This is a genomic window from Nonomuraea indica, from assembly GCF_002850745.1.
In the GTDB taxonomy this organism is placed as follows: Bacteria; Actinomycetota; Actinomycetes; order Streptosporangiales; family Streptosporangiaceae; genus Nonomuraea; species Nonomuraea indica.
Map to the genome: position 1 here is coordinate 95,802 of NZ_KZ559475.1, position 13,944 is coordinate 109,745.

The 13,944-nt window shown below is 72.9% G+C and carries 10 protein-coding genes; 6 read left to right on the top strand and 4 right to left on the bottom strand.

Annotated elements, in window-relative coordinates:
* The first annotated feature begins 44 nt into the window (after positions 1 to 44).
* Complete coding sequence (locus tag CXR44_RS24530; protein ID WP_101788477.1) at positions 45 to 1,229, top strand: MFS transporter; 1,185 nt, start codon at positions 45 to 47, stop codon at positions 1,227 to 1,229.
* Between the two features lie 63 nt (positions 1,230 to 1,292).
* Positions 1,293 to 2,270 carry a zinc-binding dehydrogenase gene (locus CXR44_RS24535; protein WP_101788478.1) on the top strand — a complete coding sequence of 326 codons (978 nt, stop codon included), beginning with the start codon at positions 1,293 to 1,295 and terminating at the stop codon, positions 2,268 to 2,270.
* A gap of 30 nt (positions 2,271 to 2,300) precedes the next feature.
* On the opposite strand, the gene CXR44_RS24540 is transcribed toward CXR44_RS24535, so the two are convergent.
* Positions 2,301 to 2,795, bottom strand: coding sequence for a beta-class carbonic anhydrase (locus tag CXR44_RS24540; protein WP_101788479.1), 495 nt, complete (start codon positions 2,793 to 2,795; stop codon positions 2,301 to 2,303).
* A gap of 138 nt (positions 2,796 to 2,933) precedes the next feature.
* Between CXR44_RS24540 and CXR44_RS24545 the strand changes: the two genes are divergently transcribed.
* Entirely contained in the window at positions 2,934 to 3,248 is a 315-nt protein-coding gene (locus CXR44_RS24545; protein ID WP_101788480.1) for a hypothetical protein, read from the top strand.
* A gap of 12 nt (positions 3,249 to 3,260) precedes the next feature.
* Here the strand turns inward: CXR44_RS24545 and CXR44_RS24550 are convergent, their stop codons facing one another.
* A complete protein-coding gene (locus CXR44_RS24550; RefSeq protein WP_101788481.1) occupies positions 3,261 to 3,824 on the bottom strand; it encodes a thioredoxin family protein in 564 nt (187 codons plus the stop codon).
* A gap of 51 nt (positions 3,825 to 3,875) precedes the next feature.
* On the opposite strand from CXR44_RS24550, the gene CXR44_RS24555 reads away from it, so the two are divergent.
* Positions 3,876 to 4,244 carry a VOC family protein gene (locus CXR44_RS24555; protein ID WP_101788482.1) on the top strand — a complete coding sequence of 123 codons (369 nt, stop codon included), beginning with the start codon at positions 3,876 to 3,878 and terminating at the stop codon, positions 4,242 to 4,244.
* Between the two features lie 182 nt (positions 4,245 to 4,426).
* On the opposite strand, the gene CXR44_RS24560 is transcribed toward CXR44_RS24555, so the two are convergent.
* Entirely contained in the window at positions 4,427 to 7,480 is a 3,054-nt protein-coding gene (locus CXR44_RS24560; protein WP_101788483.1) for a glycoside hydrolase family 3 N-terminal domain-containing protein, read from the bottom strand.
* 360 nt (positions 7,481 to 7,840) lie between these two features.
* A complete protein-coding gene (locus tag CXR44_RS24565; RefSeq protein WP_245899379.1) occupies positions 7,841 to 10,426 on the bottom strand; it encodes a DNA gyrase/topoisomerase IV subunit A in 2,586 nt (861 codons plus the stop codon).
* Positions 10,427 to 10,771: 345 nt separating this feature from the next.
* Here CXR44_RS24565 and CXR44_RS24570 point away from each other — a divergent pair, with 345 nt between their 5' ends.
* Complete coding sequence (locus CXR44_RS24570) at positions 10,772 to 11,593, top strand: TauD/TfdA dioxygenase family protein (RefSeq protein ID WP_101788484.1); 822 nt, start codon at positions 10,772 to 10,774, stop codon at positions 11,591 to 11,593.
* A 138-nt stretch (positions 11,594 to 11,731) separates the two neighbouring features.
* Positions 11,732 to 13,843 carry a RecQ family ATP-dependent DNA helicase gene (locus CXR44_RS24575; protein ID WP_245899380.1) on the top strand — a complete coding sequence of 704 codons (2,112 nt, stop codon included), beginning with the start codon at positions 11,732 to 11,734 and terminating at the stop codon, positions 13,841 to 13,843.
* Positions 13,844 to 13,944 lie beyond the last annotated feature (101 nt).

A 13,944-nucleotide genomic window follows, 5' to 3' on the forward strand; every position in this document is an offset into this window, starting at 1 on the left:
CACCCCCGAGCCCGCCTACCCACCGACCCGCCGAACGAGGAACCATGCCGAGCCCCACGACGATGACCCGTCCCACACGCGCCGGCTGGCCGGCCGTGGTGTCGCTGACCCTGGGCATCTTCACCATTGTCACCAGCGAGATCCTGCCGATCGGCCTGCTGACGTCCATCGGCGCCGACTTCGGCGTCTCCGACGGCACGGCCGGCCTGACGATGGCCATGCCGGGGATCGTCGCCGCCGTCGCCGCCCCCGTCGTCACCGTCACCACCGCCCGCCTCGACCGCCGCCTCATGCTGGGCGTCCTCATGGCGGTGCTCGCCGTGGCCGACCTGCTGGCGGCCGTCGCGCCCGCCTACGGGGTCATGCTGGTGTCCCGGGTGCTCGTGGGCCTCGTCATCGGCGGGTTCTGGTCCATCGGGGCGGGGCTGACCGCCCGCCTGGTGCCGCCGCGCTCGGTCGGCGCGGCCACCACGCTGATCTTCTCCGCGGTCCCGCTCGGGTCGGTGCTCGGCGTGCCCGCCGGCACCTTCATCGGCCACCTGGCCGGCTGGCGGGCGGCCTTCGTCGTGCTGGGCGTCATGTCGCTGCTCGTGCTGGCCGCCCTGCTGGTGCTGGTGCCATCGCTGCCCGCCGTCCGGGCCACCCGCCTCGACGTGCTGCGCGGCCTGCTGCGCGAGCGGGGTGTGCGCGTCGGGTTGCTGGCCACGTTCCTCGTCGTGCTGGCGCACTTCGGCACCTACACCTACGTCACCCCTCTCCTGCAGCAGGTCACCCGGGTCGGCCCGGCCGCGGTCAGCTCGTTCCTGCTGGCGTACGGCGTCGCCGGGATCGCCGGGAACTTCCTGGCCGGCGCGGTCATCGCGCGCAGCCTGCGGACCGCGTTCGCCGGCGCCGGCGCGCTGATCGCGGCTGCCACGCTCCTGCTGCCCGTCGTGGGCACCGCGGCCGTGGGGGCGCTCGCGCTGCTGCTGGTGTGGGGCCTGGCCTACGGGGCGGTGCCGGTCTGCTCGCAGACGTGGTTCGCCCGGACGGCGCCGCACGCGCCGGAGGCGGCCACGGTCGTGTTCACCTCGTCGTTCCAGGCGACGTTCGCGCTGGGCGCGTTCGCCGGCGGGGTCGTCGTCGACGCGGCGTCCGTCTCGGCCGTCATGGTGTGCGGCGGCGTGGTCGCCGCGGTCATGGCGGTGTCCCTGTGGACCCTCGGCGGGCGAGGACACGGCACGGGTTGACCTCAAGGGCGCTTGAGGCAGCACCCTCGAAGGGTCGAACCGACGTCGAACCCGGAGCACCCCATGCACGCTGTCGTCCTGCGTACCTTCGGCCCTGCCGAGAACCTCCACTACGAGACCGTCCCCGACCCCGTGCCCGGCCCGGGGGAGGTGCGCATCGCCGTCAAGGCGGCGGGTGTGCACCTGGTGGAGACGATGATGCGGGCGGGCCTGGGCGGGGACTCCCTGCCGCCGCTGCCCGAACTGCCGTCGATCCTCGGGGGCGAGGTGGCGGGCAGGGTGGACGCGGTGGGCCAGGAGGTGGACCCGTCCTGGACAGGGCGGGACGTCGTGACCTCGGCCGGCCGGCCCGGAGGGTACGCCGAGCTGGCCGTGGCCGACGTGACGTCGCTGCACCCGCTGCCCGGCGCGCTCCCGTACGAGACGGCCGTCGCCATGATCGTCACCGGGGCCACGGCGCTGCGGTTCCTCGACGTGGCCCGGCTCACGGCCACCGACGTCGTCCTGGTCACCTCGGCCGCGGGCGGGATCGGGCGGCTGCTCGTGCAGGACGCCCGCAACCTCGGAGCGACCGTGATCGGCGCGGCGGGTGGCCCGGCCAAGGTGGCGGCCGTGGCCGGGCTCGGCGCGGACCTCGCCGTGGACTACGACCAGCCCGGCTGGGACAAGGCCGTCGCCGAATGGCTGGACGGCCGCCCGCTCACGGCGGTGCTCGACGGGGTCGGCGGCGACAGGGCGCGGGAGGCGTTCGGGCTCATCGGCCGCGGCGGCCGGTACCTGACCATCGGCAACGCCTCCCGGCAGGACTTCCGGCCCGACCCCGCGACGCTGGCCGACCGCGACGTCACCGCGGTCAACGCCCTGCTGCACCTGCTGGGCAGGCCGGAGGAGCGTCCGGAGTCCGAGGTGCGGGCGCTCGCGGCGGCGGCCGAAGGCAGGCTCGTGCCCGTCGTGCAGACGTTCCCGCTGTCGAGGGCGGCCGCCGCGCACGCCGCCCTCGAAAGCAGGCGCACCACAGGCAAGGTCGTCCTCGTCCCCTGAGGGCGACGACGCGACGCCGGTGGCGGGTGTCTAGAGCGCCACCGGCAGCAACCGGCCCGTGTGCACGTCGTAGATGGCGCCGCCGATCGGCATGTCCTTCGGCAGGAACGGGCTCGTACGGATGCGCGTGAGGTCGTGGCGGAGCGCCGCGTCCTGGTCGGGCACCGTGTGGAACTCCAGGCTACGGGTGTCGACCCCGCGCAACTGGGTGAGGTCGTGGACGTCGGCGTCGGTGACCTTCGCCATGCCGCAGTCGGTGTGCGGCATGACCAGCACCCGCTCCACGCCCAGCAGGTAGACGGCCAGGACGAGAGTACGCAGGACGTCGTCGGTCACCCGCGCGCCGGCGTTGCGCAGGATCTTGGCGTCGCCCGATTGCAGGCCGAGCAGGCCGAGGGGGTCGATGCGGGAATCCATGCAGGTCACCACGGCGAGGCCGCGACCTGCGCGGCCGGTGAGGCCGGAGTAGGCGAAATCCTTGGCGAAATCCGCGTTGGCGGCTAGAACGTCGTCGAACGCACTCATGGCAGAGATACTCCCGCATGCCCGTTTCGTGGAAGTTGCCGGGGTGGCGACAGGCGGCACTTCGCCAACGTCCCACGATCAGCACTGACGATGCGTGATGATAGCGTCACCCAGTGTACGTGATCGAAGAAGGTTGTCGTGAGTAGGTCCGAATCGCTCGCCGCGTATCTCCGCGCCCAGGCCCGGCGCCGTCTCGACCGTGTGGAGTCCAACGACGGCGGACGCAACGCCCGCACCGCTCTGGCCCTGCTCGACGCCGCGCTCTACGCCGACGGGCTCGCGGACGACGACGCGCTCATCCTCATGCTCGAGGAGGCGGGCTGTTTCGGCCCGCAGGGCGGCGACGGCTTCGACCCGGGGCCCGAAGGCGCCCGGCTCATCCGCGACTGGCAGGGCGCCGAGCCGTACGAGCTGCTGCTCGCGCTGCCCGGCGCCATGACCGCCTCCGCGTAGCGGCGCCGGGCCTCAGGCCGGGGCGTTGCCGGGCTTCCACTTGATGCCGCAGCCGATCGACGGCCGCTGGTCGGCGCTGACCGGCTCGCCCGCCAGCACGGCGTCGATGGCGGCACGCAGGGAGGCCCCCGTGACCGGGATGTCGTTGCCGGGCCGCGAGTCGTCGAACTGTCCTCGGTAGACCAGCCGCAGCTCCCCGTCGTACAGGAAGAAGTCGGGCGTGCAGGCGGCGCGGTAGGCCTTGGCCGTCTCCTGCGTCTCGTCGAGCAGGTACGGGAAGGTGAAGCCCGCCCGGGCGACCTGCTCGGCCAGGTGTGTGGCGTCGTCGTCGGGGTACGTGACGCTGTCGTTGCTGCAGATGGCGACGACCGACAGCCGGGAGCCGTAGCCGGTGGCCAGGGCGCCCAGGGCCGTCTCGATGTGCCGGACGTACGGACAGTGGTTCGACAGGAAGGTCACCAGCGTGGCGGGAGAGCCTTTGAAGTCGTCGAGCGCGACGCTGCCGCCGTTGACGGCGGTCAGGTCGAAGGCGGGCGCGGGTGTGCCGAGCGGGACCATGAACGAGTTGGCAGCCATGCTCCCATTGTGGTCGGTCGGCGCGGAAGACCGTATGCGGAGGTACAGCCGGTGAAAGGCATCGCGGAATACCACTCGACCGTCCTCGACTGCGCCGACCCGCGCGAGCTGGGCAGGTTCTACGCCAGGTTGCTCGGGTGGAGCACCGTGTCCGACGAGGACGACTGGGTGTCGGTGAGCGACGGCGGCTCGTCCAAGCTGGCGTTCCAGAAGGTGGACGACTACCGGCCACCGGTCTGGCCGCGCTCGGAGCGGCCCCAGCAGGTCCACCTCGACCTGCTGGTCGACGACATGGAGCAGGCGGAGAAGGCGGCGCTGGAGATCGGCGCGACCAAGCACGAACACCAGCCGAGCGAGGACGACGAGTTCCGCGTCTTCCTCGACCCGGCCGGTCATCCGTTCTGCCTCTGCCGGCGGTAGCCGCCCCGGACCGGTGCGGGCCGCCACCTGTGCGGGCCGCCACCTGTGCGGACCGCCCCTGACCTGTGCGGACCGCCCCAGACCTGTGCGGGCCGCCGGACCTGTGCGGACCGCCCCTGACCCGTGCGGGCCGCCGGACCTGTGCGGACCGGCCCGGGGAGGGCCGGTCCGCACGCGCGTCCTCAGCGGGCTGCCCGCGTCAGGAGGTCCACCGCCTTCCTGAGGTGACCGGCGGCCAGCTCGTGGTCGGCTGCGGCCTGCAGGTCGGGACGCTTCCCGGCGGCCTGCGCCACGTCCCTGGCGACCGAGACGAGCGTGTCGCCCTGGGCGAAGGTGTCCGTCCGCGACCTGTCCAGCAGCGTCGCCGCCGCCGCGACCGCCCCGAGCACCACCCGCGGCTCGCGTACCGCGCCACCGGCGCTCCAGTTGCGTTCCGGCAGCGCGGCCGTCAGCGCGACCGCCGCCGCCTTCGACGCGGCGTCGCCGCGCGCCAGCCGGTCCCTGAGCGCCTGGAGGCGGTCACGGCCGGGATCGGTCCGCAGACCCCATCCGTACGGGAACAGCGGATCGTACGCCGTGTCGCCCACGTTGATCGGCACCTGCGCGGGCGTGCGGAACCAGGTGAACGGCAACCGCCCCGTGTACGGCACGGCCCCGAACAGCGGGTCGGCCACGCCGGCGCCCTCGGTGCCCGGCAGCCACGACGCCACCACGGCCGGCACCCGCGACAGGTCGCCCAGGTGCAGGGGCCGCCCCGACACGACCAGCACGACGCACTTCATGGCGCCGCACACCCGGTCGATCGCGGTCCGGTCGGCGGCCGTCAGGTCGAGGGTGCGCCCCGCCCGGCCGACGTCGCCGAAACCCTCCGCGTACGGCGTCTCCCCGACGACCACCACGCCCACGTCGTGCCCGGCCGGCGGGGCCGAGGCGTCCGGCGAGTGGGTGACGGCGGCGGCGCGTGAGCGGATCGCCGACAGGATCGTGGTGCCCGGTGTGATCGGCCCGGAGGAGCCCTGCCAGGTGATCGTCCAGCCGCCCGACTGGTTGCCGATGTCGTCGGCGTTCGACCCGGCCACGTACACCTTCGCGTCGCGCCGCAACGGCAGCAGGCCGCCCTCGTTCTTCAGCAGCACCTGCGACCTGGCCACCGCCGTACGGGCCACCTCGCGGTGCGCGGGCGAGCCGACGTCGGCGAGGCGCGACCGGTCGGCGTACGGCCGTTCAAACAGGCCCAGCCGGAACTTCTGCGTGAGGATCCGCGCCACCGCGTCGTCCACCCGCGCCATCGGCACCCGTCCGGCCTCCACCTCGCCCTTGAGCGTCCGGACGAACTCCGGATAGGCGTACGGGACCATGATCATGTCGAGCCCGGCGTTGACCGCGGTGCGCACGTCGCTCGGATAGTCGCCGGGGATCTGGTCGATGGCCTGCCAGTCGCTGATCACGAAGCCGGTGAAGCCGAGCCGGCCCTTGAGCACGTCGGTGATCAGCTCGCGGTGGGCGTGCATCTTGGTCGGCCCCTGGCCGAAGTCGACGCTGGAGAACGACGGCATCACCGTGCCGACGCCGCGCCTGACCGCCTCGGCGAAGGGCGCGAGGTGGATCGCCTCCAGCGTCTGCCGGTCGACCTCGGTGACGCCCTGGTCGATGGTGTAGTCGGCGGTCGTGGACGAGCCGTACGTCGTGCCGCCGTCGCCGACGTAGTGCTTGGCGGTGGCGAGCACGCCGTGCTCCTGCAGCCCGTCGACGATCGCGGCCATCCGGGTCACCAGCGCCGGGTCCTCGCTGAACGACTCGTAGACGCGGCCCCAGCGGTCGTCGCGCGACACGCACAGGCACGGCGAGAAGTTCCACGGGACGCCCGTGGCCTTGACCTCGCGGGCGGTCACCTCACCCACCCGCTCCACCAGGCCCGGATCGCGGGCGGCGCCGAGACCGATGTTGTGCGGGAAGATCGCGGCGCCGACCACGTTGTTGTGGCCGTGCACCGCGTCCACGCCGTAGACGAGCGGGATCTGCAGCCTGGTCCGGCGGGCGCGCATCTGGTAGCCGTCGACCATGTCGGCCCAGGCCACCGGGGTGTTCGGGGTGGGAGTGGAGCCGCCGCCCGACAGCAGGGAGCCGAGCAGGTGGGTGGCGATGTCGTTCGGGGTGGCGAGCGCGCCGCGCTCGGCCTGCGTCATCTGGCCGACCTTCTCGTCGAGGGTCATCCGGCCGAGCAGGTCGGCGACGCGCTGCCGGACCGGCCTGCGCGCGTCGAGGTACGGCAGCCCGTGCGCGTCGATCACGACGGCCGGGGGCTCCGCAGGCGGCCGCGTGCCCGTGCCGGACAGCTCGATCGGGATCGTCTCGGCCGTCTCCGCGTGGCGGTCGCCCAGCGTCCTGACCGTGAACGTCCGTGCCGAGCCCGAGGCCGTGCCCGCCGGGAACGTCAGCGTGCCCTCGGCCGGCGCGTAGTCCTCGCCGGGGGTGGCCGTGCCGGTGCCGGTGCGGTAGCCGACGGCCAGGTCGGCGGGCAGCGGGGCGCCGGTGGCCGTGGTGACCGACACGCTCACCCGGACCTCGGCCTTCTCGCCCGTGGTGTAGACGGGGCGGTCCGTGGCCAGCCGTACGGGGCGCGGGGGAGCGGTGCCGTAGACCTGCACCTCGTCCCAGACCAGGATGCCGGAGGCGACCGGCAACCGCATCGAGTAGCCCCACATGGCGGTCAGGTCGAGCGTGCCGTCGGCCGGCGCGCCGCCCGGCTGGTAGTCGGCGCGGCGCACGAAGCCGGCGAACGGCGTCCTCACCTGCCGCCAGCCCGCGGTGTCGTCGGTGAACGACGACTCGAACAGCTCCGCGGCGCCCGCCCCGGTGCCGCCGTCCTTCACCTCGAAGAAGATCTTCTGTCCCGAGCCGGTGCCCTTGACCCAGAACGCGAACCCCTCGTACGGGGACCAGTCCTGGGGCGCGGCCAGGTCGTGGGACCAGCCGCCCCACTGGGCCACGTCGTAGACGGACGTGAGCACGCGGTTCCCGGCGGGGGCTCCGGGCCGGTCGGCGTCGGGCCCCAGCGTGAGCGTCGGGGTGGAGGGGCCGTCGTTGCCCCACGCGGCCACGCCTGGCGGCAGGGTGTCGGCCTCGAAGTCGGTGATGGTGAGATCGGCCTGGAACGTGGCGTGGACGGGTGGTGCGACGAGGAGCGAGGCCAGCAGCGCGACGGCCGCGCCCAGAGGGGCTGTTAATCGGAACACGGGACCTCCCGGTCGGAGAGAGCGCTCTCTCCGATGAGATCGGGAGTCGGGGGCATTTCATAACATCTCCCCCTGCGGCGGGCAGTGCCCGATCCCTGACGGGCCGCGCGGCTGATCTTGACAGGGCTTGTCGTCACCCCGAATACTCGGCTCCGCCCCGGAGGCCCGGTGGGACGCGGTCACGGCCGGCGGAGCGGTCCGCTCCTCGGGCCTGCGCCGCCGTGGCAGGTGCTGCGGGCCGCCGGACGGCGAACCGGCGTGAGGTGGCCCCCGTGGCAGGGGGGCCACCTCACGGGTGACCGGGATGACGGCGCCGCGGTCAGAACAGTCGTGGCTCGACGGCGGTCGTGGAGGCCGCGGTCAGAACAGCGGTGGTTCGTCGGCGGTCGTGGGCGTCTCGCCGGCTCGCGTGTCGTGCCCGCTCTGGAAGCCCGGCGCGGTGCCGCTCTGGCCGTCCGCGTTCTCCTGGCCGGCGGGGGCGTCCTGGGACGAGGCGCCGGAGGCGGCCAGGGAGCCGCCGACGGCGCCGATGGTGTGGGTGAGGCGGACTCCGGAGCCGTCACGACGGCCGATCTCGTCGGGCAGCGGCACCGGCTTGCCCACCACCGAGACCGCCTTGGCCGGGGCCGGGCCGGCCCAGGCCAGCAGCAGCACGTCCTCGCCCTTGAGGAACCGCTGGGCGCGCACCCCGCCCGTGGCCCGGCCCTTGGCCGGGAACTCCGCGTAGTCGGACACCTTGCCGCCGCCCACCTGGGTGCCGGCCAGGGCCGTCGAGGAGCCGGCGACCGTCACCACCTGCGCGGGCCGCGACGGGTCGACCGCGCCGAACCAGATCACCCGGGCGGCACCGTCGAGCCGGATGCCCGCCATGCCGCCCGCCGGCCGCCCCTGCGGGCGCACCAGCGCGGCATGGTAGCGCAGCAGCTGCGCGTCGGAGGTGATGAACACCAGGTCGTGCGCCTCGGACTCCAGCTCGACCGCGCCCACCACCGTGTCGCCGTCCTTGAGGGTGATCACCTCGAAGTCGTCGCGGTTGGGCGGATAGTCGGGCACCACCCGCTTGACCACGCCCTGCGCGGTGCCGAGGGCGAGGCCCGGGCCGTCGGGGTCGAGGCCGCCGAGACCGACGACCTTCTCGTCGGGCCCGAGCGCCACGAACTCCGACACGGGGTGCCCCCCCGACAGCGACGGCGGGTTGGCCGACGGCGGCAGGATCGGCAGGTCGACCACCTGGACCCGGATCAGCCGCCCCAGGGACGTCACCACCCCGACCTCACCGCGGGCGCTGGTGCGCACCGCGGCGACGAGCACGTCGTGCGCCGATCGGTCGCCGTCGCCCGCCAGCGGGGAGGCGTCGGTAGTGCGGGCCAGCAGGCCCGTGGACGACAGGAGGGCGAGGCACGGCTCGTCGGCCACCTGGAGCTCCACCGTGGCGGTGCGGGCGACGCCGGACGACTCCAGCAGCACCGTGCGGCGCGGCGTGCCGTACTTCTTGGCCACGTCGGCCAGCTCGCCCGAGACCACCTGGCGCAGCCGCGTCTCGGACGACAGGATGCCGGTCAGGTCGGCGATCTCGTCGGTGAGCTGCTGCTTCTCCCGGTCGAGCTCCAGCTTGTCGTAGCGGGTCAGCCGGCGCAGCGGCGTGTCGAGGATGTAGGCGGCCTGGATGTCGGTCAGGTCGAACACGTCCATCAGGCGGGTGCGCGCCTCGGCGGAGTCGTCGGAGGAACGGATGACCTGGATGACCTCGTCGATGTTGAGCAGCGCGATGATGAGGCCGTCGACGAGGTGCAGGCGCTCCTCCCGCTTGCGGCGGCGGAACTCCGACCGGCGGCGCACCACCTCGAGGCGGTGGTCGACGTAGACGCGCAGCAGCTCGCGCAGCCCCAGCGTGCGCGGCTCGCCGTCGACGAGCGCCACGTTGTTGATGCCGAACGTCTCCTCCATCGGCGTCAGCCGGTAGAGCTCCTCCAGCACCGCCTCGGGGATGAAGCCGTTCTTGATCTCGATGACCAGGCGCAGGCCCTTGTGCCGGTCGGTGAGGTCCTTGAGGTCGGCGATGCCCTGCAGCTTCTTGGAGTTGACCAGCTCCTTGATCTTGGCGACGACCCGCTCGGGGCCGACGTTGTAGGGCAGCTCGGTGACGACGATGCCCTTGCGGCGCGGCGTGATCTGCTCGACCACGCACTTGGCGCGCATCCGGAACGTGCCGCGCCCGGACTCGTAGGCGTCGCGGATGCCCTGCAGGCCGATGATCGTGCCGCCGGTCGGCAGGTCGGGGCCCGGCACGAACCGCATGAGCTCGTCGAGCGTGGCCTCGGGCTTCTTGATCAGGTGGCGGGCGGCGGCGACGACCTCGGTGAGGTTGTGCGGCGCCATATTGGTGGCCATGCCGACGGCGATGCCGGTGGTGCCGTTGACCAGGAGATTGGGGAACGCCGACGGCATGACCGTGGGCTCGGTCTCCTGGCCGTCGTAGTTGGGCTTGAAGTCGACGGTGTCCTCGTCGAGCGACTCGACCATGAGCATCGCGGCCGGTGCCAGCCTGGCCTCGGTGTAGCGCATGGCGGCCGGCAGGTCGTCGGGGGAGCCGAAGTTGCCGTGGCCGTCGACGAGGGGCAGCCGCATGGAGAACGGCTGCGCCAGCCGGACGAGGGCGTCGTAGATGGCGCTGTCGCCGTGCGGGTGCAGCTTGCCCATGACGTCGCCGACGACGCGGGAGGACTTGACGTGACCCCGGTCGGGTCGCAGGCCCATCTCGCTCATCGAGTAGAGGATGCGCCGCTGCACGGGCTTGAGGCCGTCGCGCGCGTCGGGCAGGGCGCGCTGGTAGATCACCGAGTAGGCGTACTCGAGGAAGCTCGTGCGCATCTCGGAGGAGACGTCGATGTCGACGATCCGCTCCTCGAAGTCCTCGGGCGGGGGTGCAGTCGTGCGTCGGGCCATCTTGTGCTGCGCGGCTGCCTCGGCCGTCGGGTGGCGCCGAGGGGAAGCGCATCCTCCTTTGCTCTGTGCGGTAACCGTAGCCGTCGGCTCGCTGGAGAAGCGTCAGATCGGCGTGTGCGAGGTCAACGTAACCTACCTGTGGCATGACCATGATGCCCCTCGGCCATGAGGACGGGCCCCGGCGAGGAGCGCATGACGACGTCGCGCACGGCGCCGATGTCTCGCATGCTACTGGATCCCGCCTCCTTATGGCACACGTGTTCGACTGCCGGTCGATCCTCTTGACCAAGCAATTGCTTGGGCGTTACGTTCCGGGAAGAGAGAACTCCCGGCCCCGGAGGCGTCATGATCGAGTTCCATCCTGTGACCAAGCACATCGGCGCCGAGGTGACCGGTGTCGACCTGCGCAAGCCGCTGTCCCAGGAAGAGGTCGCGACCCTGCGGGCGGGCTGGCTGAGACACCTGGTGCTGTTCTTCCGCGACCAGCCGATCGACGACGAGCAGCACCTGCAGTTCGCCCTGAACTTCGGCACGCTCAACCACCCGGCGTTCAAGAAGGACGCCGCCACCCCCATCCACGTGCTCGACCAGACCGACCCCAAGGGCGAGGGCGGCGACGAGTGGCACAGCGACAACACCTTCGAACCGGTGCCGCCCATGGGGTCGCTGCTGCGGTGCGTGCAGCTGCCGAGCGTCGGCGGCGACACCCTGTGGGCCAACACCTACCTCGCGTACGAGACGCTCTCCCCGTCGATCCAGCGGCTGTGCGACGAGCTCACCGCCGTCCACGACATCACCAACTCGATGAGGAAGGCCATCGCCAAGGGGCACCCGTTCGACCTGGAGGAGGTCCAGGCGGCCTGGCCGCCGATCGAGCGGCCGGTCGTCCGGGTGCACCCCGAGACGGGACGCAAGGCGCTGTTCGTCAACCGCTCCTCGACCACGCGGCTCGTCGGGCTCACCGACCGCGAGAACGAGGCGCTGCTGCCGCTGCTGATCGACCACATCCGCTCGCCGGAGTATCAGGTGCGGCTGCGCTGGCGCCCCGGGACGCTGGCGTTCTGGGACAACCGGCCCACCCAGCACTACGCGGTCGCCGACTACACCGAGCGCCGGCGGATGCACCGGGTCACGATCAACGCGTTCCCGGAGCACGCCGACCGGTAGCTCACAGCCGGGCGGCCCACCCGGTGAAGGCCGGGGCGAGCTCGGGGAGGAGTCAGTCGTCGGCTCTGCCGGGCGTGGCGGGGTGGCGCGCGGCTACCCGGTGCCGAAGTGTCGGGGAAACCTGGTAACAAGGAGGGCATGACTGAAGCCCCCGACGTGGCGATGCTCCGCGAAGAGGCCGAGGAGCGGCTGCGGGCGCTCGCCGGAGACCACGCCAGGCTGCGCGACGACCAGTGGGCCGCCATCCGGGCGCTCGTGGTCGACCGCCGCCGGGTGCTCGTGGTGCAGCGCACCGGATGGGGCAAGTCAGCCGTCTACTTCGTGGCGACGGCCCTGCTCCGCGAGCTGGGTGAGGGCCCCACCGTCATCGTCTCGCCGCTGCTGGCGCTCATGCGCAACCAGATCTCGGCGGCCGAGCGGGCCGGCATCCGCGCCGTCACGATCAACTCCGCCAACCCGGAGGCGTGGGAGGAGATCTACGGCCAGGTCGCCGACGGCATGGTCGACGTGCTGCTGGTCAGCCCCGAGCGGCTCAACAACCCCGACTTCCGCGACAACGTGCTGCCCGAGCTGGCCGAGAGCGCCGGGCTGGTCGTCGTCGACGAGGCCCACTGCATCTCCGACTGGGGCCACGACTTCCGCCCCGACTACCGCCGGCTGGCCACGCTGTTCGAGGAGCTGCCGCCCGGCATCCCCGTCCTGGCCACCACGGCCACGGCCAACGCCCGTGTCACCCGCGACGTCGCCGAGCAGCTCCAGCCGCCCGCCGGCCATCCCGACGCCACCGACACACTCGTGCTGCGCGGCCCGCTGGAGCGCGACAGCCTGCACCTCGGCGTCGTCCGCCTGCCGACGGCCGAGCAGCGGCTGGCGTGGCTGTCCCAGACGCTGCACGAGCTGCCCGGCTCCGGCATCGTCTACACCCTCACCGTGGCGGCGGCGCACGAGATCGCCGCCCACCTGCGCGAGCAGGGCCACGAGGTCGTCGCCTACTCCGGGCAGAGCGACCCGGCCGAGCGGCTGGCCGCCGAGGAGGCGCTGCTCGACAACAAGATCAAGGCGCTGGTGGCGACGAGCGCGCTCGGCATGGGGTTCGACAAGCCCGATCTCGGGTTCGTCGTGCACGTGGGCGCCCCGCAGTCGCCCGTCGCCTACTACCAGCAGGTCGGCCGAGCCGGGCGCGGGGTCGAACGAGCCGAGGTCATCCTGCTGCCGGGCGCCGAGGACCGCGACATCTGGGCCTACTTCACCTCCCTGGCCTTCCCGCCGGAGCCGGTCGTCCGCGCCACGCTCCAGGCGCTGGAGGAGCACGGCACCCTGTCCACCCAGGCGCTGGAGACGCGGGTCGACCTGAGCCGCAGCCGGCTGGAGATGATGCTCAAGGTCCTCGACGTCGAGGGCGCGGTGCGCCGCGTCAAGGGCGGCTGGCAGGCCACCGGCGAGCCGTGGGCCTACGACTCCGAGCGCTACTCCCGCATCGCCGCCGAGCGGCGCGCCGAGCAGGAGGCCATGCTCGGCTACCTCACCACCACCGAGTGCCGGGAGCAGTATCTCCGCGCCCGCCTCGACGACGACGCGGCGCGGCCGTGCGGCCGCTGCGACAACTGCACCGGCCGGCACCGCTCGGCCGACATCGCCGCGCCCGCCGTGGAGAGCGCCCGCCGCAGCCTGACCCGGCCGGGCGTCACGGTCGAGGCGCGCCGTCAGTGGCCCACCGGGCTGTCCGACCTGTCCGGCCGGATCAAGCCCGAGCTCGGCGCGGAGCCGGGCCGGGCGCTCGGGCGGCTGACCGACATCGGCTGGGGCAACCGGCTGCGCGAGCTGTTCGCCGCAGCGGACGGGCCGATCGCCGACGACATGTTCAAGGCGGTGATCCAGGTGCTGTCGGCGTGGGAGTGGGGCGAGCGTCCCGTCGCCGTGGTCAACGTCCCTTCGGCGACCCGGCCGGTGCTGGTGCGCAGCTTCGCCGAGCGGCTCGCCCAGGTGGGGCGCTTGACCTACCTCGGCGAGCTGGGCTACCGGGCGGGGCCGCCCGGGCAGCAGTTCAACAGCGCCAAGCGGGTGCAGGCCGTCCGGGCGACGCTCGCCATGCCCAAGGAGCTCGGCGCGGCCGTGGCGCAGTGCGGCGGCCCGGTGCTGCTGGTGGACGACCGGATCGACACCGGCTGGACGATGACGCTGGCCGCGGCGCTGATCCGCCACGCGGGCGCACCCGCCGTCCTGCCCCTGGCCCTGGCCACGACCTCCTGACAGCCGTCGCCGTCCGACGAGGAGTGAGGGGGCGTGCCACCCTGTGGCCCGCCGCCGGCAGGGTGCCCGCTCGCTGAACCGTCCCTTCGCGTCCCTTCGCG